Raw genomic sequence first — 22,844 nt, forward strand, 5'->3', positions numbered from 1 at the left:
TAACCGTTAGAAGTTATCTTACTTATTGCGCATGGATGTTCTCTTTTATATCAGTCTGTATTGTAATAATAACGACTTTAATTATCAGTTTTATAATAATACAGGAATATTATATATATTCGGTTCCGTTTTTTTATTTCAAAAAATAGACTTTTTTCTGAATCTTTGAAACTGCATTCGGGTCAGATGGTTTGTCATGTGACGGTCAGAATAAGTGACCGTTCCCTATCAGCAAAAAAGAAATGGAAAAATAGCAAATCAGGGCGGCAGCCATGAACTGCACGTCAAGGCCGGCGAGCAGAGCCACAAGAACACCGGCACGTCGCAAGGCGAGAAAACCGAGGGTACCCACAGCACCGGCACCCGCGGCGGTACGCATGAACAGCATGTCAAGGCAGGCCAGCAGAGTCACAAGAACACCTGACATCCTGTTGAATATCGGGGACGTCAGCGATCTGCTGCCGTCCCCCGGAATCTGAATACTCCGGTCAACACATCGACTACCGCGCGCCGATCAGGCGAGCGGCATCTTTTTATGAGATGGTACATCTTTCCTGTTGGAAAGGAGGGGAGGGCGGAGATCTGTCTCTGATTGTCTCATGCCATTCATACTTGCCGTCAAGTGGTCTGATCACAAAATAATGTCTGCTCATGACAGGCACCGATTGTTCATATTCAGCATGAACAACCGATTCTCTTGATTATTTCTTCAAAACTATTCTGTCTGCAGACGATCATACGGAGGTGTCGTACGCATCCTGCGTGCGACTGGTTACGTCATACCCAACGGAAAAAAGAGGCAACCCCTTCGAATTTTCGGCGTTGGCCAGATGAATCCGACAGGAGACCCCCGAAATGAATGTCAGCGAATTCTTATGGAAGCGCCTTCAGGAATGGGGCCTCAGACGCGCCTACGGTTATCCGGGCGATGGGGCAGGCGGAATAGACGTGGCCCTGCAACGCGAAGTGGATGCAGGCAACGTTGAATACGTTCAGGTGCGACATGAGGAAATGGCGGCGTTCATGGCGACAGCCCATGCCAAGTTTACCGGGCAGGTGGGGCTGTGTTTCGCAACGTCCGGTCCCGGTGCCATTCACCTGCTGAACGGGCTGTATGATGCCAAGCTGGACCATGTCGGTGTGGTGGCGATCATGGGCCAGCAGGCCCGCACGGCGATTGGCACGAATTACCAGCAGGAAGTGGACCTGCAGTCGCTGTGCAAGGACGTGGCGTGCGAATACATTGTCACCGTGACCGAACCATCGCAGATGCGCCATGCGCTGGACCGGGCCGTGCGGATCGCACGCGACAAGCGCGCGCCCACGGTCGTGATCGTGCCCAACGATCTGCAGGAACTGCCCTATGCCGACCCACCAATGGCCCATGGTGCGACCCATACGGGCATTGGCACGACAGTCGGCAGCAAGGTGCCCGAGGAGGCAGGCCTGCGCGCCGCGGCCGAAATACTCAATGCAGGCAAAAAGGTTGCGATCCTTGCTGGCGCAGGTGCGCTGGAGGCAACGGACCAGTTGCTCCAGATCGCGGAAATCCTTGGGGCAGGGATTGCCAAGGCGCTGCTGGGAAAAGCTGCCGTTCCCGATGAACTGCCCTTCGTCACCGGTTCGATCGGGCTACTGGGCACGAAGCCGTCATGGGATCTGATGAAGGAATGCGACACGTTCCTTATGGTGGGGTCATCGTTCCCTTACAGCGAATTCCTGCCAAAACCTGGTCACGCACGCGGGGTACAGATCGACATCAATGGCGCCAACCTGTCCCTGCGTTACCCGATGGAGGTCAACCTGCAGGGCGATAGCGCCGCGACATTACGCGCCCTGATCCCGTTGCTTCATCACAATAGTGACCGCTCATGGCGCGCCCATATTGAAAAAGAAGTGGCCCAGTGGTGGAAAGTGCTGGAAGCCCGTGCCATGACCAGCGCCCGGCCGCTCAATCCGCAGCGCGTGTTCTGGGAACTTTCGCCACGTCTGCCCGAAAACGCCATCATCACCGCTGATTCCGGCTCCGTTGCCAACTGGTATGCGCGCGACCTGAAAATACGGCGAGGCATGAAAGCATCGCTGTCGGGTGGCCTTGCATCGCTGGGTGCAGGGACGCCTTACGCCATGGCAGGCAAGATGGCCTATCCCGAACGCACGGTCATTGCCTGCATGGGCGATGGGGCCATGCAGATGAACGGCCTGAATGTCATGATCACGATTTCCAAATACTGGAAGCAATGGTCCAATCCCCGGCTGATCGTCCTGGTGCTGAATAACCAGGACCTCAATCAGGTGACATGGGAGGAGCGCATCCAGCTTGGCAAAGGCAAGACGGAATCAACCCAGTCCATCCCTGATTTTCCCTATCATCGGTATGCCGAACTGCTGGGGCTGAAGGGCATCTATGTGGACGACCCCGATGATGTCGCCACGGCGTGGGAAGAGGCACTGAGCGCCGACCGCCCTGTTATCCTTGAAGCCCGCACCGACCCTAACGTGCCGCCCCTGCCGCCGCATATCACCCTGCAGCAGGCCAAGGCCTTCCTGTCATCGCTACCCACGGAACCAGAGCGGGCCAGTGTCATACTGGGTTCGGCAAAGGAAATGCTGGCGTCCTTCCTGCCTGCAGGAAAATCGTGAGGCGCCCGGGTTTACAGATCGATGGCGTCACGGCGCAGGCCTTTACACTCCCAACCGACAGTCCGGAAGCCGACGGCACAATGACATGGTCGGCCACGACAGTCATTGTCGTGCACGTTACGGCGGGGGGCTGTACCGGCCTTGGCTATACCTATTCCGATGCCGCGGTCGCGCGCCTGATAGAAGCCACGCTGAAGCACCGGATTGTGGGGAGCGACCCGTTTGCCCCGACAAAACTGTGGGACACCCTTCAGGCAGCCGTGCGCAATATGGGGCGTGCAGGCATGACGGCCAATGCAATCTCGGCTGTCGATACGGCGGTATGGGACCTGAAGGCAAAATTGCTGGACCTGCCGCTGGTAACCCTGCTGGGGGCACGGCGCGATCATATCGAGATTTACGGCAGTGGCGGGTTCACCACCTATTCGGACCAGCAGCTTGCACAGCAACTCCATCGGTGGGTGCACGACGCTGGATGCCGTGCCGTCAAGATCAAGGTTGGTACCGACCCGGCCCGTGACCCGCACCGGCTTGAAATCGCACGGTGTGCAATCGGTGATGCCGCGCTGTTCATGGATGCCAATGGCGCCATGGATGTCAAGGCGGCCATCGCATCTGGCCGCAGGGCCATGGAAGCCTGGGGGGTATGCTGGTTCGAGGAGCCTGTCTCGTCCGATGACATTGAAGGCCTCACCGCCATACGCGCCCATCTGCCCGCCCCAATGGAACTGGCGGCAGGTGAATACATCTACAATGTCGATATGGCCCGGCAGCTATTGGCATGCCATGCTGTGGATGTGCTGCAGGCAGACATCACACGCTGCGGGGGCGTGAGCGGGCTGCTGCGCATAGCCGATCTGGCCGATGCCTTTCACATCCCGTTTTCGGCCCATTGCGCGCCAGCGCTGCATCTTCATGCCTTATGTGCCGTGCGTAACCTGCGGCATCTGGAATGGTTTCATGATCATGTGCGTATCGAACAGCGCCTGTTCGATGGCGCGCCGGTCCCGCACGATGGGCGGATTGCCCCGGATCTGACGCAGCCCGGCTGTGGCCTGACATTCAGGTACGCTGATGCCGCGCCATTCGCGGTCCACTAACAGGGGAGCGGGAAGATGGCCAATACTACCAGCCCGAGTGGCGCGGCACGTACCACATTGACACTGCTTGGATCGCTGACCGGTGCGGCACTGCTCGGGGCATTGCATTCACATGCCCGTCCGCCTCCTGCCACGCGCTCACCAGCAAAAGCACCGGTGCCTGATCCTGCTGCCGCCAATCGTGCGGCGCGGCGCCTTAACCGCGCGGCGGGTACCCTTGCGGCCTCTGTCCTGTTTGACAGCACGGTGGAGCATTATCGTGGGCAGTTTCAAAACAGGGCGATGTACACGCCGCTGGTGACCGCCGCCATGGCGCTGGGTGTCAGTGCGCATGGCACGATGGATGAGCGCCAGACACCGCATGTGGTGCGCGATACAGTCTATGCGCTGATCAGCATTGTCGGTCTTGTTGGTACCGGTTTCCACCTGTTCAATGTGCGCAGGAAGGCGGGCGGCTTTTCGTGGCAGAACCTGTTTTATGGTGCCCCCCTCGGCGCGCCCATGGCCATCGGGCTTTCCGGCCTGCTTGGTTACCTGTCGGAACGGGTGCGTGAAACCCCGCCCGGACAGGTACCCATGATATGGGGCCTGCCCGCCGGGCGTGTCGTGGGTGTGGTATCGGGCCTTGGCATAACCGGGACCGTGGGCGAGGCAGCCCTGCTGCATTTTCGCGGCGGGTTTCATGATCCGTTCATGTATCTGCCGGTCACCATGCCGCCTGTCGCTGCTATTGTTCTGGGGCGCAGCGCGCTTGGCCCGGCAGGCATTGCCCGGCGCGCCACGCGCTGGTGGCTTCGTGCCACGGCTATTCTCGGCCTGTCCGGTACCGCCTTTCATGCCATTGGCGTGGGGCGCGACATGGGCGGCTGGCGCAACTGGCAGCAGAATATTCTCAATGGACCGCCCATTCCGGCCCCCCCGGCGTTTACCGGCCTGGCGCTTGCGGGGCTTGCGGCACTTGGCCTGCTGGAGGACCATCCCGATGACTGAACGCAACCGATATCCCGGTTATGACGTGCTGGTCAAACGGCATTCGCCATCGTGGAACGAGGCGACCCGCAGGGTCATGGATGCCCGCCTTGGTGTACCGCGTGAGCCGCGCTTTCTTTCACGGATCGAGTGGGACACGCTGGTTGCGATCTGTGACCGCATCATTCCCCAGCCGAAAAACCGCCCGCCCGTGCCGCTGGCCGCCTATATCGACCAGAAACTGAAGGCTGATGCCCGCAACGGGTTCCGCAATGCTGCCCTGCCACCGCAGCGCGCGGCATGGCAGATAGGGCTTGCGGCATTCGAGGTCGAGGCCCACCAGCTTCACGGCAAGGCTTTCCATCACCTGACCACTGCACAACAGGATGACCTGCTACGGCGCGTGGAGAGCGGCCGGATTGATGCGCCGGCATGGGGTGATCTGGACGCGGCGCTATTCTTTTCCGAACACATAATGGGCGACATCATCGCAGCCTATTACGCCCATCCCACAAGCTGGAACGAAATCGGTTTCGGCGGTCCCGCCAGTCCGCGTGGCTACGTACGTATGCGCAATAACCGCCGTGACCCGTGGGAACCGGTAGAAGCCGGACCCGGGGAGGAAGCGCGCGTAGGCAGGGAGAACAGGCGTGTACGATAATCCCCTGACCACACCAAGGGCCACCCATGGCCGCGCACCCGATGTCTTTCATCCCGGCGGCTGGGTACCGATGCGCGAATACCCGCAGCGTGAAGCAGTGGACTTCGTGGTGATCGGTACGGGGGCAGGTGGGGGGCCATTGCTCGCACGCCTTGCGGAGCGTGGGTATTCGGTCATCGGCTTCGATGCCGGACCCTATTTCCGGCCGCTGGAGGATTTTGCATCCGATGAAACCAGCCAGAGTCAGCTGTTCTGGACGGATGAACGGCTGGTGGATGGTGCCAATCCGCTAAAAATGGGAGCCAATAACAGCGGGCGGGCGGTTGGTGGGTCAACCGTGCATTACGCCATGGTCTCGCTCCGCTTCCGGCCGGAGTGGTTCAGGTCACGCACCCTTCTGGGGTATGGGGCTGACTGGCCGCTCGACTGGCGCGAGATGTGGCATTACTACGCCCGGGCAGAGCGCGATCTGGCCATTGCCGGGCCGGTTTCCTACCCATGGGGACCAAAACGCCCGCGCTATCCCTACCGGGCGCATGAGATCAATGGGGCGGCGGAGGTGCTGGCACGGGGGGCGGAGGCCATGGGCTATCAATGGTCGGAAACACCGCTGGCAACGGTTTCGGCCCCCCGGGGGGATTCACCTTCATGCGTGTACCGTGGCTTCTGCCGGGTTGGTTGTGCGACCAATGCCAAGCAGAGCCAGCTTGTCACCTACATCCCGCGTGCCCTTGCTGCGGGGGCGGAGATCCGCGATATGGCAATGGTCGGGCGCATTGCGGTCGATGCGGCGGGCCGGGCCTGTGGCGTACATTATCATCGCAATGGCGCATGGCACTTTCAGGCCGCCCGGAATGTCATCGTGGCAGGATATGCGATCGAGACGCCGCGCCTGCTGCTCAACTCCGCCACCGACCGGTTCCGCAACGGGCTGGCCAACAGTTCCGGCCTGGTGGGGCGCTACCTGATGACGCAGTCCAATCAGGCGGTCTACGGCGTGATGGATGACATGGTGCGGTGGAACAAGGGACCGCCCTCCCTGACCATTACCGAACACTGGAACTATAACGACAGGAAGGATTTCCATGGCGGCTACTGCTGGATGGCACAGGGGCCGCTGCCGGTTGAATGGTCGGCTGCCATGTCGACTTCCCGCAGGCTATGGGGCGCGGCACTACGTGAAAAGATGGGGGATTACAACCATCAGGTCGGCCTGAAGATGGTGGGCGAAATGCTGCCCCATTTAGATAACCGGGTCACGCTGGCCGATGAGACCGACCGGTATGGCCTGCCCATCGCGCGGGTGACCTATTCCTGGCACGATAATGACAAGGCCATGATCCAGCACGCGCTGGGGGAAATGCAACGTAGCCTGGAACTGGTGGGGGTAAGGGACCTGTGGCGGCAGGAGAATGACACCAACCATCTGGCTGGCACCGCACGGATGGGGTTCGATCGGGAAACCAGCGTGGTCGACGCGGATTGCCGAAGCTGGGACATTCCCAATCTGTGGATCTGTGACGGGTCGGTGTTCCCGACAACGGGCGGTGTCAATCCGTCACTGACAATTACGGCTCTTGCACTGCGGACCGCTGATCGCATCTGTGTTCAGGCTCGGACAGGGGAAATGCGTAAGTGAAGGGTAGTAATAGTCGTGGGGCCGCAAACAGGATATTGTCGACCTCTATGGAAAATAGATGACTCGCAGCATGAATGAGGCATAGGTATTACATTATATAATAATACAATTATATTTCATATCACTTTTGTAATTATTTTTATATATTAATAAATAGAATCGATTTTATCTATTATTTCCTGAATTTATCAGGACTTATTATAATTTTCGTAATTATAAAAAAGTAGTTATTAGAAATGTCGTGTTAAAGATCTTTCCCGTTGTAAGGGATACGATGCAGATTGGCTGATCACTACGTTACCCTATACGCGGCATGACGTTCCTTGTTCGTCGGTCCCGACAGAAAACTCGTACATCGCCGGATAATATCATGGGTAACGTGGCAACACAAAATAACTGCATACACCAACGTCTTTTTTCATTAATTTTTTTGAGAAAACTTAATGTAAAGGCTGCTCTTCATTTTTACGCTTCGCAATGTAAGTGCGTATTGTCGGATCAATTTTTTCTTCCACAAATGTAGCCATGGATTTTTCTTCATTCAGAGATAGTTTTAGAGCCTGTTGAGCTGTACGGTCCCCACAGAGATCTGCAAGGGTGAGAAGAGCGTGATAAGTAGCGATTTCGAAATTCTCAAAAGCCAAGTTTACAAAGAAGTTTTTAATGACGTCTTCTTCTATGATCACGTGACTCAGAGCCTGATCCGAAAGTTTTTGAACAATACCAGCCTGTTGTGATTCATCCGTCTTTACGAAGAGATGGAGTGAATGGTGACATGGACTGGTATTGCCCGACGTGAACATAGCCGGGAAGGACTGCGATATCCATCGGATATGATGGACGGGGAATGGGCTTTGATCGTGCCATTTGTGCCCCCTGCGAAACGGGGCGGTCGCCCTCGCACGACGGATATGCGCGAGGTGGTCAACGCGATGCTCTACATAGCCTCGGCCGGGTGCGCGTGGCGCCTGCTGCCGAAATGCTTTCCGCCGGTCTCGACCGTCAGGCGCTATTTTTACGCCTGGCGTGATACCGGGCTGTTCGAGGTCATGAATACGGTGCTGGTCATGAGCCTGCGCGAGATCGATCCGCGCTCGCCTCCATGGGAAAATGGACGGTCGAAATCATCAGGCGGTCCGATACGGTGAAAGGCTTTCAGATCCTGCCGCGCCGCTGGGTGGTTGAACGGACATTCGCCTGGCTGGGACGGTGCAGGCGGCTCGCCAAAGATTGGGAACAATCCATTGCGTCCTCAACCGCATGGACATTGATCGCCTCGATCCGCATGCTCACACGACGGACAGCAAGGCATTGTCAAGCTTGAAAAACTTTCGGATCGGGCTCTCAGAGCAGTAAGATTACCCATGAATGCGTATGTTGCATTTTTTTCCGAATAATAGTCGCTTTTATAGGCTCTTAGGACGCATTCCAGACGTTGGATCTGGGCTTTTGACTCACTAACATGGGTCCTTATTCTCTTTGAAAATTCAAGGTAATCTCCCAGTCGTATAATCTGTTGTTCCAAGAATTGAATAGATTTCTTTTCGATTGCATGCTGATTTTGCAAACTGCGGATAAAGAGATTACCCGCTTATCAACAAAACGGCACGCCCTTACAGGGCGTGTTTTAACATCCCATATGAACTTGTGTGTCTGGAGTTCTGGTGATGTTGAATGTCATGAAAGGTCTGACAGACCTTGAGTTCGAGCGTCTCTACAGCACGGAAGAGGCCTGTATCAAGGCGTTGATGGTGGCGCGTCGGGAGGTCGGGATGGCCTGCCCGTCCTGTGGCCACGATCGGAATTATCTTTGTGGTCGCCGGGTAGGCTGCACACGCTGCAATCGCCGCTGGTCGGTCACGGCCGGCACGGTGATGAGTGGCACGAAACTTCCGCTCACGATCTGGTTCCGGGCCATGCACATCATGACCAGTACCAAACAGGGTGTCTCGGCCATCGAACTGGGCCGTCGGCTGGGCGTGAGCTATCCGACGGCGTGGTATCTCGCCAAACGCCTGCGCCGCGCCATGACCGAACGTGAAGCCCGTTATCTTCTCGGTGGTTCAGGTCCGGATGGTGCCCCCGTCGTGGTCGAGGCAGACGATGTCTATCTGGGTGGCGAGCGAAACCAGGGCTCGGGTCCGGGAGGCAAGACCAGGATGATCGCCGCGACCGAGCGGTATGAGGGCGGCCGTATGGGCCATGTCGCCATGCGGACGGTGGTCGGCTTCACCAGCAGGGCGGTGCGGGCATTCGCCGATACCTGCCTCATGCCAGCCGTCAGGGTTCATACCGACGGCCTGAAGGCTTTTCTGGCCTTCGGCACACCCGCCAGATCCCATGTGGTCACTGTCAGCGGCAGCAAACGCCCCTCCCGACAGCGCACCGCACCCTTCCACGGCCTCAACACCGCCATCGCCAATCTGAGCACGGCCCTCAAGGCAACGCACAAGGCCATCGCCCCGCAGCACACATCCGATTATCTCGGCGCCTTCTGCTGGACCACCAATCGAAGACACAACATGTTCGGCATGATCCCGGCCGCATGCCGCGCCGTCGCGACGTCTTCAATCCTCACGCGCCGACGCGCATATGCCGAAATTCCCGTGCTGCTTGGTTGATAAGCGGGAAGAGATTATGCCTCTGGTTTTCTATCGGCACTGTATCGTTCCTACTTATGTTATTTAAACTGCGCGGAGGTGTAGTGTTTATTTTACGTCCATATTAACATATATTAATCTTGAACCCAAAACGCATAGATCAAAGACAATACTACCAATGCCAGTATAGACAGAGCAAGTAAGGAACCAACTACTATATCATGTGGAATCTCGTGCAACATTTTCTCTGTCCTACTCATTATAGCAGACCAATGCAGATCTAATGTTTTCCTCACGATAAAGATCTGAACAGGATAACTGCATTCAAAGACATCTACTTATAAACAGTCGTCCGTGGGATAGTTCATGGAAATATACTATTAACGCTTCAAGTGCTTGTGAATTTTGACGATAATTTGTTGGGCTTTCTCTCGATCGAACAGAAACGTCTGAGTGTCTGACCGAAAATGAGTTGAGTGATTTCAGCGGGTTATGATTCATGGGTTTGCGATAACCTGATGAGATCAAGATGGCCTGGACTGAAATCACCCGCGCGCAGTATCAAAGGGACGACTTGGAGTATGCAAGCGACCTGTGCGATGCGGAATGGGCGCTGATTGCGCCGCTGATGCCCGAGAGGAAACGACTGGGGAGACCACGACATACGGATCTGCGCCGGGTCATGGAGGCGATCCTCTATATCGTCACCACCGGCTGCCAATGGCGGCAGTTGCCCCGGCACTTTCCGGCCTTCACGACCGTACAGGGCTATTTCTATCGTTGGATCCGCGAGGGACGATGGGAAGCCATGAACCATATTCTCGTGATCCTGTCGCGTGGGCAGGACGGGCGAGACGTCACGCCTTCGGTGGGCATTATCGACAGCCAATCGGTTAAAACCGCTGAAAACGGCGGCCCACGCGGTTATGACGCGGGCAAGAAGATCAGGGGACGCAAGCGGCATATCGCGACCGACACGCTGGGTCATGTCGTGGCGGCTGTCGTGCATTCCGCCGACGTTCAGGATCGTGACGGCGCGCCGCTGGTGGCGACCAGGATACGCTCATTGTTCCCCTGGTTTCGCCATCTGATCGGTGACGGCGGGTACGCTGGCGAGAAGTTGCGTGGTGCGCCAGCTGAACTCGGCCGATGGACGATCGAGTTCGTCAAACGTAGCGATCGCGCCGAAGGCTTCGTCGTCCTGCCCAAACGCTCGATCGTGGAGCGTAGCTTTGCATGGCTCGGACGTTGCCGTCGCCTCACGAAGGATGTCGAGGCAACAATCTCGTCATCCCACGCGTGGTTGATGATTGCCCATATCCGCAGACTTCTGCGAAAAATCAATCAAACCGCTTTCTGATTCAGGCTTGTCTTATGCATTCCGTGTCGCTGCGTGCGACAAAGGACTGATTTTTCCGGGGTGGCCACCCCGGAAAAATCAGGAAGGGGACGGGTCGGCAACAGGTAGACCGTAATGGGTCGTCTTGAGAGTATGACCACCCCTTCTTTTCCTTGTGCCCTGAACGGATACCCGAGGTTCGGCCTCGGATGACAAGCATAGGACATGGAAAAGATGACGCATCCAGTTGCGGCTTCCAAGGCCGAATTGCCACCCGCATCGATCACAATCGGGATCGATGTATCCAAGGATCATCTCGACGCTGCCCGTCACCCCGGCGGTGATACCGTCCGTGTCGCCAACACCCGCAAGGGCCAGACCGCACTTCTGCGCTGGATCGGCGACATCAAAGCCGTTGCCCGGGTGGTGTTCGAGCCAACCGGCCCCTATCACCGCACACTGGAGGAACGCCTGGCGGCCGTTGGTATCCCGCAGGTCAAGGTTAATCCACGACAGGCGCGGCGTTTCGCCGAAGCCACCGGCAAACTCGCGAAGACAGATCGCGTCGATGCGTTGATGCTGGCGCGCTACGGTGCCCTGCTGGATCCGGTGACGCGGCCAGTCCGCACGGATATACAGAACCGCCTGGCCGAACTGGTGGCCGCGCGCCGCAGTTTGATGCGAGACCGCACGGCAACGCTCAATCGTCTCAAGACCCTCACGATCGGCTTGCTGCAGCGCCACGCGCGTCATCGCCTGCGGCAGATCGAGGCGCAGGTCACATCCCTCGATGCGGCGACTGACGCGCTCGTGGCGGAAGATGCGCATCTGTCCCGGCGCCGGGACGTGCTGGCCAGTATTCCGGGACTGGGAACGGTCACGGCTCATGCGCTTCTGGCCGACATGCCCGAACTCGGCATGATGGAAGAAGGTCAGGCAGCCTCACTGGCCGGGCTGGCACCCATCACGCGCCAGTCCGACACATGGCGAGGCCGCAGCTTCATCCAGGGTGGTCGTGCCACCGTGCGGCAAGCGCTCTACATGCCGGCCATCGTCGCCATGCGGTTCAACCCAGACCTCAAGCGTGTTTACGACCGCCTTATCGCAAAGGGAAAACACGCCAAGATCGCCATTACCGCAATCATGCGAAAGCTCGTTGTCCTCGCAAACGCCCTGCTTCACAAAGATCGGCTTTGGACGCCAAAAGCCGCTTGACCACAACGGATACTCTCAGGGGGACGCCAGACCCATGATATGATACAGTATGAGCAATAGTATACCAGTTGAGAGCTGCGATATCGGTTTGTGGGAAGTCTTTTCTCTTGAAGAGAAGGGGAAGATTATGTGTCTTGGCAAGAGTATAATTGGCGCAGTCACCGAAATTCGGTCCAGCAGGATGCGGGGATCCGGTCAGGTGCGCCCTTATGTCCGGCCTGTTTGTGCGACGTTTTTCGCTGGCCATTATGGGTGTGCGCTTGCGTGTCAGGCACCAATCTTGAAAACGTGCTCGATGGCACATGTCATCCAACGGTATCGCCTGAACTGTTCCTGAATTACAGTCTTCCCATCACGCTGGTCAGTGCATTCTGCCGGATCTACCGGGGCGAACCCCGGCATCCATCGTCTTGGCAGCGCATGTCAGATTACAGCGACATTGCGGCCGGCCGGACGATAGATCTCTTTGCGCGACAGCAGAGCCCAGACGATCCGGGCCAGTTTGTTGGCAAGTGCGACGGTTGCAAGACGTGTTGGGCGACGCTCCAGAAGCTTGCAAAGCCATGCCCCTGCGGCGCTTGTCCATTTCTGCGCGCGGAAGGACATGGATGTCGCCCCCAGAACGAGCAGCTTCCTTATTTCCCGGTTGCCCGTTTTCGTAATCCTGCCCAGCCGGACCTTTCCGCCGGACGAGTGCTGGCGCGGCACAAGTCCAAGCCAGGCCGCGAAGTGCCGCGCACTTTCGAAAGTGTCGATATCCGTGACAGATGCCACGATCAAGGACGCGGTCATCGGGCCGATGCCGGGTATTGTCAAAAGACGACGGGCATCTTCGTCCTGCCTGGCCTGCGCCTGGATTCGCCTTTCCAGGCATCCGATGCTTTCACTCAACTTTCCGTATTGTTCGAAGAGCAAAATGACGGTCTGCTTCATGACGTCGGGCAAATCGGGTGATGTCCCGATTTTCGCCAGAAGATCGGGCAGGCGACTGTTTCCCAACGGCACGATCAAGCCGAATTCCGCTGCAAGCGCGCGCAACGCATTGACCAGCATCGTCTGCTGTTTGACCAATAGTGTGCGCGTTGAGTGTAACGAGAGCAGGCTTTGCTGTTCTTCGTTTTTGATCGGGACGAAGCGCGTGTCGGGATGGAGTGCCGCAAGACAGATGGCTGCGGCGTCAACAGCGTCGTTTTTCTTGCCACGTTTGACGAACGGCTTGACCATGTCCGGCGGAATAAGTTTCACGTCATGACCCGCATCGCGGATGACGCGCGCCCAATGATGCGATGTGCCGCAAGCTTCGAGCACGACCTGACACCGCTCGAGTTTCCCGAAGAATGAGGCAACCTCACTGCGCCCGAGCTTTCGCTTGAGAAGACATTTTCCGTTTGCATCTGTGCCGTGCGCCTGAAAAACGGACTTGGCGATATCCAGGCCGATCATGGTAATTTTCATCCGGGCGGTCTCCTCTGGATGGTCATTCCGACCCCAGCATGGCACATTGATGCCGCATGGAGGCCGTCCACCCCATCTTGAATGTCGGTCCGATCTACAATACACATTCCCAACCGGGAAGGCAGGACACATGCTCGGGCCATCAGGCAAGGGGCTTGGAAGCATGCGCCCGAGACCCTTGTCTTCTCATCAACCTCGAGACATGAAAACCGGGAACTCTTCATTTTGGGTGGATACAAAATGGGGAGCACGTCAACCCGCGACCATTCGGGTCGAAGGGATATGCCTTCTGCCGTGCTGACACAGGAAATGGCGGTATCGTTCAGCACGCGTGGTCCAGCAGGCGATGAAGGTAGGCGGCCAGTACAACCGCCTCGTTATGCTGCGTGTCACGCGCGCCATACAGCAGGGTGATGGGACCGGCGCGCGCCATGTCCAGCAACTGCTGCACCGGATTGGGATTGGCCTGCAGTTCCGCGCTGTAGCGTTCCTGAAACCCGTCCCACCGGGCCGGGTCATGCCCGAACCATTGCCGCAGTCCGGTGCTGGGCGCGATATCTTTCAGCCACAGCGTCAGGTCAGCGCGTTGTTTGCTGACCCCACGGGGCCACAGCCGGTCCACCAGCACGCGGCTGCCATCATCGGGTGCGGGCGGGTCATAAACCCGCCTGACATGGATGGGGTGCGCCATGCCTATCCGACCAGGGCCGCATCCGCCGCGGAACCGAAGAATTCGAAACGGATCTGGCTTTCGGGCACGCCACCCGCCTTCAGCGTGGCGATGGCATCACGCATGAAGCTGTCGGGACCGCAGATATAATAGCTCGCGGACCGGTCGATTTCGTGCGTAAGCCATGCTGGTGTCATGCGGCCTGCGTGGGTGGTGACGCCTGTGGCGTCCTGTGCTGCCTGCGGTGTAGCGCGGCTGTAGAACAGATCGGCGTGCAGCATGTCCTTTGCTGCAAGGTCACGGATATAGGGGCCAAAGGCTTCCGTTGCGGGCGTGCGGGTGGTGTGGATGTAACGCACGCCTCTGGCTGCGTCCGCATCCAGCGCGCCCAGCATGGAAATGAAGGGCGTCAGGCCAGACCCTGCGCTGAGAAATACGATGGGTGCGGGGGCCGGGTTGCCCAGCGTGAAATCACCCGCTGGCGCGGATACCTGCAGTACCGTGCCTTCATGCACGCTGTCATGCAGCCAGTCGGATACCACGCCATTATCGATACGGCGGACGCTGATGCGGTAGGACCGGGAACCGGGTGCGGAAGAAATGCTGTAATTCCGCCGTTCCGACCCGTATCCCGGCACATCGAGGCGGAAGCTGAGATACTGTCCCGGCACATGGCGCATGATGGGTTTGCCATCGACGGGTACCAGTTCGAAAGAGGTAACGGTCTCGCTTTCCACCGTGCGGCGACTGACAAGGAAGGGACGCCAGCCAACCCAGCCACCGGGGGCCGCGGCATGGGCCACGTAAATCTGTTCTTCCCGCCCGATCAGGATTTCGGCCAGGAACCAGTAGGCCTTGCCCCATGCATCCATGATCTCGGGGGTTGCCGCATCCCCCAGAACATGGGCGATGGCGCCCAGCAGGGCATCGGCAACATAAGGATAGTGCTCGGGCAGGATGTTCAGCCCGACATGCTTTTCCGCAATGCGTTCGACCGCACCGGCCATGGCACCAAGGTTGTCGATATTGCGGGCATAGGCCAGCACTGCAAGCGCCAGCGCCTTTGGCTGCTCTCCATCCTTCTGGTGCGAAATGTTGAACAGGTCACGAATGTCCGGATTGGCCAGCAGGCGGCGATACATTTCCGTCGTTATCGCCAGACCATGTGCTTCCAGCGCGGGCACGCAGGCCTTGATGATGCTGCGGGTCTTGTCATCCAAAGGTGACGCCATTTTTTCCGATCTTTCTTAAAGATATATATTTAGGAAATCTTTATGGATGTCTTTTAAGATGTCAATATTTTATACCTTTATGGCCACGCATACCTTTTATGCATGGGTCGTTTTGTTGGGTGGTCCGAAAACATCTGCATAATCTCGTACGCGGTGCTCCAGTGCCCAGCGTATCGGGAACATGCTCCATCCGTTTCCCACTCAGCAGCATGAAGCCTGCTTACAGGTTGATGGCCTGATGCCGTCCGCATAATCCTTGCAGCAGGATGATTTCAAATGACCGGACAGCCAGTGGGCACAAGAGGGAGTATTCGTGGGCCGCGACGGTGTGCAGGAACGGATCTTGGGACGCAAATCCAAGCCAGCGGAAGTGCATGGCGTTCTTGATTTCGGGGATCAGTCCAACCATGCGGCCATATGTTACCTTGCTCGAAGGTGGCGGCGTGGATGTTCGATCAAGCACTTGAGCGGTGACGAAGCGCTCCCGGAATGCACGCTTCAACGATCAGGCGATTATGCCGGTGTTGTCTAGCTGTCAGGTTGTGAGACGTCATTGGCGTAATCAAGGATTTCGTCGACCTGCTTCATGATGTCACGATCAGCCGGTTTGATGTGATCAGGATTACGGAACGCGGGATGTTTTTCAAGCCACGACGTGATGCATTGGGCGGGAGTTATGCCGCCCAGAACACGCTGCCGGCGATGATTGTAAGCGAAACAGAAGCCTCTGAGCAGAATTTCCAGATCCTTATGGCTTGAGACACAGACCGGCAACACCTCTGTGGCGACACGGCCATTGAAGCGTTCGACCATTCCATTGGTCTGAGGGGAGTAAGCTTTGGTCCGGCGTCGGTCGATTCCCATGTCATGACAGGCTTTTTCAAAGGAATCCGCCGTAAAACAGGAACCACGATCGGTCAGAATATGGGTGATCCGGAAAGGAAAGGCGGTTTTGACAGCTTTGAGGAAATCGACGGAATTATCGGCATTTTCCGCGTCATAGACGGCCAGATGTACCGAACGGGAGCATCTATCAATGGCGACATATAGAAAACGTTTCCGCCGTTCTCCATCTGCCGTCTGCAATTTGGGCAGATGTTTCACATCAATATGGACATAACCGGGATCGTAATCCCGGAATGTTCCCTGTCCCCGAACTGGTCCGGTCTTTGGAGCAGGAGGCAGCCTGTTCAATCCAGCATCTTTCAGAATCCGCCAGATGTTGTCCCGATTCATATGAGGCAGGAAATGCCGCACGACAAAGGTCAGGTCATCCAGGCCAAAACCGGTAGAACGCCGAAGCTGACAGACAATGGCGCGCTCTTCCTCCGAGGCTTTCCAGGCCAGTTTCCGGGGACGGCTGCTGCGGTCCTGGCAGGCGTCTGAACCACGCCTGCGCCACTTGCGGACAGTTTCCTCGCTGATCCCGTAGCGTCTGGCGAGCACGGATGTCGATTCCGATGAGCGGGCTATGTCAGCCCGGACGGCCGGTGTCGTACGTGCCTGTGGATGGATCTGAAGCATCATTCAGTCTCCCTGCAAACGGAAGAAAACCATGAAGAGTAACGCGGTATTGCCCACCCTACATCATCCCAATGACGTCTCACAACCTGACACCTAGGCTCAGGACCTATTGATTTTTGTAGGGAATTTTGATTCAGGCTCTGTGAGGAGACTGAAGATGAGCGACCTGTACTGGCTGACGGATGAACAGATGGAGCGTCTGCGGCCGTTCTTTCCCGAGAGCCACGGCAAACCTCGCGTTGATGACCGCCGCGTGCTGAGCGGCATCATTTTCGTGAACCGTAATGGCCTGCGCTGGCGTGATGCGCCCCGGGAATACGGTCCGCACAAGACGCTCTACAACCGCTGGAAGCGTTGGGGCGACATGGGCATTTTCATGCGGATGATGGATGGCCTGTCTGCCGCGAAGGCTGAGCCTCGGACCATCATGATTGATGCGACCTATCTCAAGGCACACCGTACGGCTTCCAGTCTGCGGTTAAAAAAGGGGATCCAGGCCGTCTGATCGGTCGCACCAAAGGCGGTATGAATACCAAGCTGCATGCGGTCACCGATCAGAACGGACGACCGCTGAGCTTTTTCATGACAGCAGGACAGGTCAGTGATTACACCGGAGCCTCTGCTCTGCTGGACAGCCTGCCCATGGCACAATGGATGCTGGCGGACCGGGGTTATGATGCTGACTGGTTCAGGGATGCCCTGGAGGAAAAAGGGATCAGGCCTTGCATCCCGGGACGGAAATCCCGCGGAAAACCAGTCAAATATGACAAGCGAAAATACAAACGTCGCAACCGCATCGAAATCATGTTCGGTCGCCTCAAGGACTGGCGACGGGTCGCCACACGCTATGACAGATGTCCGACCGTCTTCTTCTCCGCCATCTGCCTCGCTGCAACCGTCATGTTCTGGTTATGAGTCCTGAGCCTAGCCACAGCACTGGAACCTCGGCCTGCGTGGGGACCGGATTGCCATCAAGGACCATGACCCTGAAGGTGTGGCCCGGCAATGCAAGGCTACGGATTTCACCGGCGCTGCCGTTCAGGATGTGAAACAGTACATGCTCGCCCTGTTTCACTCGGATGGGTTCGCCATGGCCCAGCATCTTTCCGTTGATCGCGAATGACCTGTAGCCGACCTCCAACCCCTTCGTCTTTTGCGTGGCGGTCGCGTCGGCGGCCTTTCCCATCTGCTGGAGGTCGTCAACCGGTTCACCCGCAAGCGCATCCCCCGCCATGTCGCCCCCACGACTGAAGAATGGCTCGAATTCCTTCAGAACAAGGAATATCTCGCGGTCATAGGCACCGGGATTATCCTTTGGTTCGATATAGAGTGGCCCGACCTGCCCGGTATAGGTGCCACGATTGAGATCGCCCCCGGCCATGACATGTGTATGGTAGAAGCGAAAACCCGATGGTCGTGGCAGGAAGCTGATCCGCCGCATGCCATGCGGTGGTATGAACGGCGTGCCTTCCTCCGCCGCCCCATCCACCACGCTCGGGATCATCTGGCCATGCCAGTGTACCAGTTCCGGCGTGTCGGTATCATTGAAGATATCGACCATACTGCGCCGGCCTTCCTCAAACCGCAGTAGGGGGCCGGGAAACTGGTCATTATAGAGCGTGGTTGAAATTATGCGGTCAGGGGCAAGTTCAACCCGTCCCGTGGCGATCCGCAGCGTATGGTCTGCTTTTTCACCCATGACGGGGCTGCTGCCTTGGGCCCCATGCGGGATCATGGCCGCCAGTGTCGTTGACCCGGCCAGCGTCAGAAAGGAACGGCGATCGAGCATCATGATACTGTCCAGTCATGAGGAAACAGGTAGGTTTCCGAACGCCCGCAGCCATTGGTCGGTTCCGCGGAAAAGACAATACCCGCGCCGTGTGGTGCGTCGCCCCGTTTCCATGACGTGGCTGAAGGGACGGGCTGACACGCGTTCATCCGGGGCAAGCAGTCACGCTGGCTAAGCCTGTCCATAACCGGGCATGGATCGCTGCCAGATCACGCATTTCATTGCAACGGTGGTACCACGCCCAGGATCGCCGGGAGATACCATGTTTCCATATATCGAAAAACGAAGATATATGGAAAATTATGGATCTGACTGGTGAAGTGACCGATGTTTTCACGCGAACGGGCAGGACCGACCGTTCAGGAGGACGAATGATTGCCGCGACATATGCTGCCGGGACATTGGCTCTCGAGGTGCAGGGATTGTGCAGCGCCTATGGTGTCCCGTTCACATTCTCCGTCTTGACGGGTCAGTGCGTGGCGATCACCGGCCCATCGGGCAGCGGGAAAACGGTGATGCTCCGCATGATCGCGGATCTTGACCCGCATGAAGGCGAGGTACGTATTAATGGACAGCCCTGCTTAGACATGCCAGCGGAGCGGTGGCGGCGTCTGGTGCAATATGTCCCGGCGGAACCTGCATGGTGGTCCGATATCGTTCTGGATCACATGGCGGATACGGACGAAGTACACGATCTGATCGGGCGTCTTGGCCTTCGGGAAGACTGCCTGCGCACACCGCTGTCACGCCTGTCTACGGGAGAACGCCAGCGGCTGGCCCTGATCCGGGCATTGCTGCTGCACCCCCGTGTCCTGTTGCTGGATGAACCCTGTTCGGCGCTGGATGCCGCCACGACGGACAGGGTTGAAGCCGTCCTGCAGGCAGTAAGGGCACGGGGGACGGCTATTGTCCTGGTCTCCCACAACATGCAGCAGGCGGCGCGCATGGCTGGGAAACGGTTTCGGATAGCGCAGGGACACATGGAAGAAATCGCGCCATGAATCCCATTGTGCTGACGACAGGGGATATGCTGGTTGCGGCTGCCCTGATTGTCACCAGCAGCGCCCTGTCGTTCCTGCTGTCGCTGGGGCTGCAGCGGGCACTGTTGGTCTCCGCCGTGCGCATGGCAGTACAGCTTGCGCTTGTCGGCAGTGTTCTGCTGTTCGTGTTTGGCCATGCGTCGGTGTGGCTGACCATCGGGCTTCTGGCGTTCATGTTTTCCGCAGCAGGATGGGAAGCCGGGTCGCGTCAACAGGTCCGCCTTTGTCCGGGCTGGCATTTTGGAATCGCCGGGGTGGCCACGGCGACAGGGACGGTCATCGTAGTATTGATCGGGCTGTTGACCGCACTCCAGCCCCATCCATGGTACGTTGCCCGCACGGCCATCCCCCTGACGGGCCTGTTACTGGGCAATGTCATGAACGCAACTAGCCTGTCGATGAACACGCTTCTGTCTGCCATCACGCGCGAACGTCAGGCGATCGAGGCGCGGATCATTCTGGGGGCGACCCGCGCGCAGGCAATGAATGGCCTGATCCGTCAGGCTATCCGCGCGGCCCTGCTGCCCACGCTGAACCAGATGGCGGCCGCCGGGATCGTGACCATGCCCGGCATCATGACCGGGCAGATCCTGGCGGGTATGAACCCGCTGGCTGCGTCCAGATACCAGGTTCTGCTGATGTCGCTGATCGTCAGTGGCAACCTGATCGGCGCGACGTTTGCGGCATATCTGATGGCCTGGCACCTAACGGATAGCCGCGGACGGCTGCGGCTGGAACGCCTGCTTTCCAGATCCAGGGACTAAGGCTAGGGGCGAATTGCGTTGTAGTACCTGCTTCCTATTGTCCTCGTTGGTCTAGGAATCCGAAAAGCCTGATGTGGTTCCGATCATGCCTGTTGTCTTGTCGAAACGTTTCTGTTTTTGAGCCTGACTGGCTATCTACCTCCTAGAAAGGCGCGCATTTTTTCATCTGCGGCAGCGGCAGCATCACCAGTGGTGGCATGTTTTGGGCATGGTGGTGAGTTGCTTTTAAGGCGTTCGATATGCGAAGCCAGATCTGTATTTTCCGGCGGCAGGAAGCAGGCCGCAGCTGCGAGACTGGATTGCAGTTCATTGGGAAGTTCCTGATCCATTCGACGGACTTCCGCTTCACTAGCGCCCCAGCTTGCAGGGGAAACGGATATTGGCCCCTCATTGTCAGGCGTCGTTGTCATGCAGGAAAGAATATCGGGTGCCGCTTTGTCCCGCGCAGTCAAGCTTTCAATCCCGAAAAGTTTGCGAAGGGTCGCCAGAATTGAGGTATGGTCGAAAGGCGTTTGTTCCTGCGACCGTATGATGCTTCCCTTTTTGACGTAAGGCGAGACAATCACGGCTGGGACCCGTACGCCATAAGAATCAAAATGGTAGGAACGTGGAGTTGGGCCCCCTGGCGGTGTAGCCGCAGGTGGTGTGACGTGATCAAAACAACCGCCGTGTTCATCATAGGTAATGATGAAGAGTGTCTGTTTCCATTTCGATCCTGCACGTAGTGCATTGTAGACAGAGGCGATCAGAGCCTCGCCATAGGCGACATTATGGGGCGGATGCTGATCGTTTGGAGCATGCTTGCCATCCAGATCGGTAAAATAGCGCGGCTCGATAAAGGTATAGGCTGGAAGATTTCCTTTTTTTACATCCTTTGCGAAATCATCTCCAAATCGCCTGAAGCACTCAGGTCTTCCCCATAGACGCGTCAAAGTTGCTGACTGGGGGATATCATGAAAGTAAATTCGCCAGTCTTTCTTTTTATCAGTGAGACGATTGAATACCGTCTCCATTGTGTAGATGTGATCTGTTGTATTGTTCACAAAACCATCTGCAGTGCCAGTGTGAACAAAGAATCTGTTCGGCCACGTCTGGCATGGTGCAGATGCAAACCAGCTGTCAGACACACCGAATGCCCGAGCCAATTGGCTGATGACGGGAACATGGATCGGCGTGAAATAATGCATGACGGCGTGGGGGTCATGCTGCTGCGGGTGTCCAAGTCGCATATAATTGTCAACAAACCCGCCCATCTTGGAACCTGAAGGGCTAGTTGCAACGTTAGGGTTCAGCCCATGGATCTGCATGTGAATATCGTTGAAGGTCTCTCCAGGATCAGGAGTGGGCACATAGATGGACGCAGGATCTAGCGTTGAATCCGACCAGACCGGGACCGATTCTTCCGAACCGTCTTGTTTATGCCATATATTGTATTCTGTTCCCGTTAATCCATTAAATTCCTCTTCTGTTGAATATAGTAACCCAAGCATACAGTCAAATGATCTGTTTTCCAGCATCAGGACAATAACATTCTCGATATCTGGCATATTTTTTTCACTCATCGGAAGATAATAATCCTTGTAAAAACTCATATATAACTAAATATGATTTTCTAATAATTGCCTTAAAAATTAATATCTGTAAAGTTGTTGAGATTGATATGATAGTATGAAATTTCTGGCATGAGAAGTCCTGTGGACTGGGAATGTGTTATTAAGCATCACAATAAACACTTATATAAAAAATTATATTCCCATAATATTAAATATATTGTGCGGAACATATTATATATAATAACTTTCTTAAATTATACAATATCGTTAATAGACAACCTTACGACTAACGAAACAAGTACGATTATATTCATAAATACTTCCATTTGTAAATTTTGAACGAGTAGCATTCCAGTTCATCGGGCATGGCCGCGATGCGACCATTTAGGTGCAAAGAAATAAGTGAGTAGATAATTGTACGGATATTCTTGATCGGCTGAATTATTATTCTTTAAAAGAGAATTCTCCACACAAAAGGCCAATTGCGTGAGGGATAACTATCGCATGATTTGATGGATGAATGAGGTCATCATGTCCGGAACATCAGAGCCCGATCCGAAAGTTTTTGAACAATACCAGCCTGTTGTGATTCATCCGTCTTTACGAAGAGATGGAGTGAATGGTGACATGGACTGGTATTGCCCGACGTGA

Annotated in this window: 21 protein-coding genes and 1 pseudogene; 13 read left to right on the forward strand and 9 right to left on the reverse strand. The window is 56.5% G+C overall.

Annotated features, from left to right (window positions below):
* Window positions 1–214: 214 nt before the first annotated feature.
* The 6 genes from CFR76_RS14100 to CFR76_RS14125 all read left to right on the forward strand — a co-directional run bounded on the left by CFR76_RS14100 (window position 215) and on the right by CFR76_RS14125 (window position 7,012).
* Window positions 215–424 carry a hypothetical protein gene (locus CFR76_RS14100; protein ID WP_081749550.1) on the forward strand — a complete coding sequence of 70 codons (210 nt, stop codon included), beginning with the start codon at window positions 215–217 and terminating at the stop codon, window positions 422–424.
* A 431-nt stretch (window positions 425–855) separates the two neighbouring features.
* A complete protein-coding gene (locus tag CFR76_RS14105; RefSeq protein WP_025440067.1) occupies window positions 856–2,643 on the forward strand; it encodes a thiamine pyrophosphate-requiring protein in 1,788 nt (595 codons plus the stop codon).
* A complete protein-coding gene (locus CFR76_RS14110; protein ID WP_025440066.1) occupies window positions 2,640–3,743 on the forward strand; it encodes an enolase C-terminal domain-like protein in 1,104 nt (367 codons plus the stop codon). The genes CFR76_RS14105 and CFR76_RS14110 overlap by 4 nt, the downstream gene beginning before the upstream one ends.
* Before the next feature lie 15 nt (window positions 3,744–3,758).
* A complete protein-coding gene (locus CFR76_RS14115) occupies window positions 3,759–4,733 on the forward strand; it encodes a hypothetical protein (RefSeq protein ID WP_025440065.1) in 975 nt (324 codons plus the stop codon).
* Entirely contained in the window at window positions 4,726–5,373 is a 648-nt protein-coding gene (locus tag CFR76_RS14120) for a gluconate 2-dehydrogenase subunit 3 family protein (protein ID WP_025440064.1), read from the forward strand. Before CFR76_RS14115 ends, CFR76_RS14120 begins: the two co-directional genes overlap by 8 nt.
* A complete protein-coding gene (locus CFR76_RS14125) occupies window positions 5,363–7,012 on the forward strand; it encodes a GMC family oxidoreductase (protein WP_025440063.1) in 1,650 nt (549 codons plus the stop codon). The genes CFR76_RS14120 and CFR76_RS14125 overlap by 11 nt, the downstream gene beginning before the upstream one ends.
* 440 nt (window positions 7,013–7,452) lie before the next feature.
* Here the strand turns inward: CFR76_RS14125 and CFR76_RS14130 are convergent, their stop codons facing one another.
* Window positions 7,453–7,815 (reverse strand): DUF892 family protein, encoded by a 363-nt coding sequence (locus CFR76_RS14130; protein WP_110557589.1) that lies wholly within the window; start codon window positions 7,813–7,815, stop codon window positions 7,453–7,455.
* Between CFR76_RS14130 and CFR76_RS14135 the strand changes: the two are divergent.
* Window positions 7,780–8,336: pseudogene (locus CFR76_RS14135) on the forward strand (transposase). The gene CFR76_RS14130 and the pseudogene CFR76_RS14135 overlap by 36 nt on opposite strands.
* Here CFR76_RS14135 and CFR76_RS18825 read toward each other — a convergent pair.
* The gene (locus tag CFR76_RS18825; RefSeq protein WP_110557590.1) at window positions 8,265–8,588 is read right to left on the reverse strand and encodes a DUF892 family protein; all 324 of its coding nucleotides are present in this window, start codon (window positions 8,586–8,588) and stop codon (window positions 8,265–8,267) included. The pseudogene CFR76_RS14135 and the gene CFR76_RS18825 overlap by 72 nt on opposite strands.
* Window positions 8,589–8,661: 73 nt before the next feature.
* On the opposite strand from CFR76_RS18825, the gene CFR76_RS14145 reads away from it, so the two are divergent.
* The 3 genes from CFR76_RS14145 to CFR76_RS14155 all read left to right on the forward strand — a co-directional run bounded on the left by CFR76_RS14145 (window position 8,662) and on the right by CFR76_RS14155 (window position 12,166).
* On the forward strand, window positions 8,662–9,633 hold the full coding sequence (locus CFR76_RS14145; RefSeq protein ID WP_095666499.1) for an IS1595 family transposase: 972 nt from the start codon (window positions 8,662–8,664) through the stop codon (window positions 9,631–9,633).
* A 508-nt stretch (window positions 9,634–10,141) separates the two neighbouring features.
* A complete protein-coding gene (locus tag CFR76_RS14150) occupies window positions 10,142–10,972 on the forward strand; it encodes an IS5 family transposase (RefSeq protein ID WP_025440061.1) in 831 nt (276 codons plus the stop codon).
* 213 nt (window positions 10,973–11,185) lie between these two features.
* On the forward strand, window positions 11,186–12,166 hold the full coding sequence (locus CFR76_RS14155; RefSeq protein WP_025440060.1) for an IS110 family RNA-guided transposase: 981 nt from the start codon (window positions 11,186–11,188) through the stop codon (window positions 12,164–12,166).
* A 423-nt stretch (window positions 12,167–12,589) separates the two neighbouring features.
* Here the strand turns inward: CFR76_RS14155 and CFR76_RS14165 are convergent, their stop codons facing one another.
* The 5 genes from CFR76_RS14165 to CFR76_RS14185 all read right to left on the reverse strand — a co-directional run bounded on the left by CFR76_RS14165 (window position 12,590) and on the right by CFR76_RS14185 (window position 17,047).
* Entirely contained in the window at window positions 12,590–13,621 is a 1,032-nt protein-coding gene (locus CFR76_RS14165; RefSeq protein WP_025440059.1) for an IS110 family RNA-guided transposase, read from the reverse strand.
* Between the two features lie 322 nt (window positions 13,622–13,943).
* Window positions 13,944–14,312, reverse strand: a complete 369-nt coding sequence (locus tag CFR76_RS14170; protein ID WP_019092496.1) for a DUF488 domain-containing protein — start codon at window positions 14,310–14,312, stop codon at window positions 13,944–13,946.
* Between the two features lie 2 nt (window positions 14,313–14,314).
* A complete protein-coding gene (gene hmpA, locus CFR76_RS14175; RefSeq protein ID WP_025440058.1) occupies window positions 14,315–15,523 on the reverse strand; it encodes an NO-inducible flavohemoprotein in 1,209 nt (402 codons plus the stop codon).
* Between the two features lie 220 nt (window positions 15,524–15,743).
* Window positions 15,744–15,932: a hypothetical protein gene (locus CFR76_RS14180; RefSeq protein ID WP_025440057.1), complete on the reverse strand. Its 189-nt coding sequence runs from the start codon at window positions 15,930–15,932 to the stop codon at window positions 15,744–15,746.
* Window positions 15,933–16,051: 119 nt separating this feature from the next.
* Complete coding sequence (locus CFR76_RS14185) at window positions 16,052–17,047, reverse strand: IS481 family transposase (protein ID WP_025440056.1); 996 nt, start codon at window positions 17,045–17,047, stop codon at window positions 16,052–16,054.
* A 157-nt stretch (window positions 17,048–17,204) separates the two neighbouring features.
* Between CFR76_RS14185 and CFR76_RS14190 the strand changes: the two genes are divergently transcribed.
* Window positions 17,205–17,962, forward strand: a protein-coding gene (locus tag CFR76_RS14190) for an IS5 family transposase (RefSeq protein ID WP_095666528.1) whose coding sequence is annotated in 2 segments (ribosomal slippage) — window positions 17,205–17,526 and window positions 17,526–17,962 — 759 coding nt in all. Because the reading frame shifts where the segments join, the coding sequence is not laid out codon by codon here.
* Here CFR76_RS14190 and CFR76_RS14195 read toward each other — a convergent pair.
* The gene (locus CFR76_RS14195; RefSeq protein ID WP_025440053.1) at window positions 17,946–18,839 is read right to left on the reverse strand and encodes a multicopper oxidase domain-containing protein; all 894 of its coding nucleotides are present in this window, start codon (window positions 18,837–18,839) and stop codon (window positions 17,946–17,948) included. The genes CFR76_RS14190 and CFR76_RS14195 overlap by 17 nt on opposite strands.
* Before the next feature lie 368 nt (window positions 18,840–19,207).
* On the opposite strand from CFR76_RS14195, the gene CFR76_RS14200 reads away from it, so the two are divergent.
* Together CFR76_RS14200 and CFR76_RS14205 are read left to right on the forward strand one after the other, a co-directional pair.
* Window positions 19,208–19,837 (forward strand): ABC transporter ATP-binding protein, encoded by a 630-nt coding sequence (locus CFR76_RS14200; protein ID WP_025440052.1) that lies wholly within the window; start codon window positions 19,208–19,210, stop codon window positions 19,835–19,837.
* A complete protein-coding gene (locus CFR76_RS14205; RefSeq protein WP_025440051.1) occupies window positions 19,834–20,640 on the forward strand; it encodes an ABC transporter permease in 807 nt (268 codons plus the stop codon). Before CFR76_RS14200 ends, CFR76_RS14205 begins: the two co-directional genes overlap by 4 nt.
* A 131-nt stretch (window positions 20,641–20,771) precedes the next feature.
* On the opposite strand, the gene CFR76_RS14210 is transcribed toward CFR76_RS14205, so the two are convergent.
* The gene (locus tag CFR76_RS14210; RefSeq protein WP_167402151.1) at window positions 20,772–22,202 is read right to left on the reverse strand and encodes an alkaline phosphatase family protein; all 1,431 of its coding nucleotides are present in this window, start codon (window positions 22,200–22,202) and stop codon (window positions 20,772–20,774) included.
* Window positions 22,203–22,844: the final 642 nt, after the last annotated feature.

Source organism: Komagataeibacter swingsii, assembly GCF_003207895.1.
GTDB lineage: Bacteria > Pseudomonadota > Alphaproteobacteria > Acetobacterales > Acetobacteraceae > Komagataeibacter > Komagataeibacter swingsii.

Bases quoted from the DNA above. Each gene is read 5' to 3' on its own strand.
- CFR76_RS14105 (WP_025440067.1), top strand. From the start codon at position 856: ATGAATGTCAGCGAATTCTTATGGAAGCGCCTTCAGGAATGGGGCCTC.
- CFR76_RS14115 (WP_025440065.1), top strand. From the start codon at position 3,759: ATGGCCAATACTACCAGCCCGAGTGGCGCGGCACGTACCACATTGACA.
- CFR76_RS14120 (WP_025440064.1), top strand. From the start codon at position 4,726: ATGACTGAACGCAACCGATATCCCGGTTATGACGTGCTGGTCAAACGG.
- CFR76_RS14130 (WP_110557589.1), bottom strand. From the start codon at position 7,815: ATGTTCACGTCGGGCAATACCAGTCCATGTCACCATTCACTCCATCTC.
- CFR76_RS14150 (WP_025440061.1), top strand. From the start codon at position 10,142: ATGGCCTGGACTGAAATCACCCGCGCGCAGTATCAAAGGGACGACTTG.
- CFR76_RS14155 (WP_025440060.1), top strand. From the start codon at position 11,186: ATGACGCATCCAGTTGCGGCTTCCAAGGCCGAATTGCCACCCGCATCG.
- CFR76_RS14165 (WP_025440059.1), bottom strand. From the start codon at position 13,621: ATGAAAATTACCATGATCGGCCTGGATATCGCCAAGTCCGTTTTTCAG.
- CFR76_RS14170 (WP_019092496.1), bottom strand. From the start codon at position 14,312: ATGGCGCACCCCATCCATGTCAGGCGGGTTTATGACCCGCCCGCACCC.
- hmpA (WP_025440058.1), bottom strand. From the start codon at position 15,523: ATGGCGTCACCTTTGGATGACAAGACCCGCAGCATCATCAAGGCCTGC.
- CFR76_RS14180 (WP_025440057.1), bottom strand. From the start codon at position 15,932: ATGGTTGGACTGATCCCCGAAATCAAGAACGCCATGCACTTCCGCTGG.
- CFR76_RS14185 (WP_025440056.1), bottom strand. From the start codon at position 17,047: ATGCTTCAGATCCATCCACAGGCACGTACGACACCGGCCGTCCGGGCT.
- CFR76_RS14195 (WP_025440053.1), bottom strand. From the start codon at position 18,839: ATGATGCTCGATCGCCGTTCCTTTCTGACGCTGGCCGGGTCAACGACA.
- CFR76_RS14200 (WP_025440052.1), top strand. From the start codon at position 19,208: ATGATTGCCGCGACATATGCTGCCGGGACATTGGCTCTCGAGGTGCAG.
- CFR76_RS14205 (WP_025440051.1), top strand. From the start codon at position 19,834: ATGAATCCCATTGTGCTGACGACAGGGGATATGCTGGTTGCGGCTGCC.
- CFR76_RS14210 (WP_167402151.1), bottom strand. From the start codon at position 22,202: ATGAGTGAAAAAAATATGCCAGATATCGAGAATGTTATTGTCCTGATG.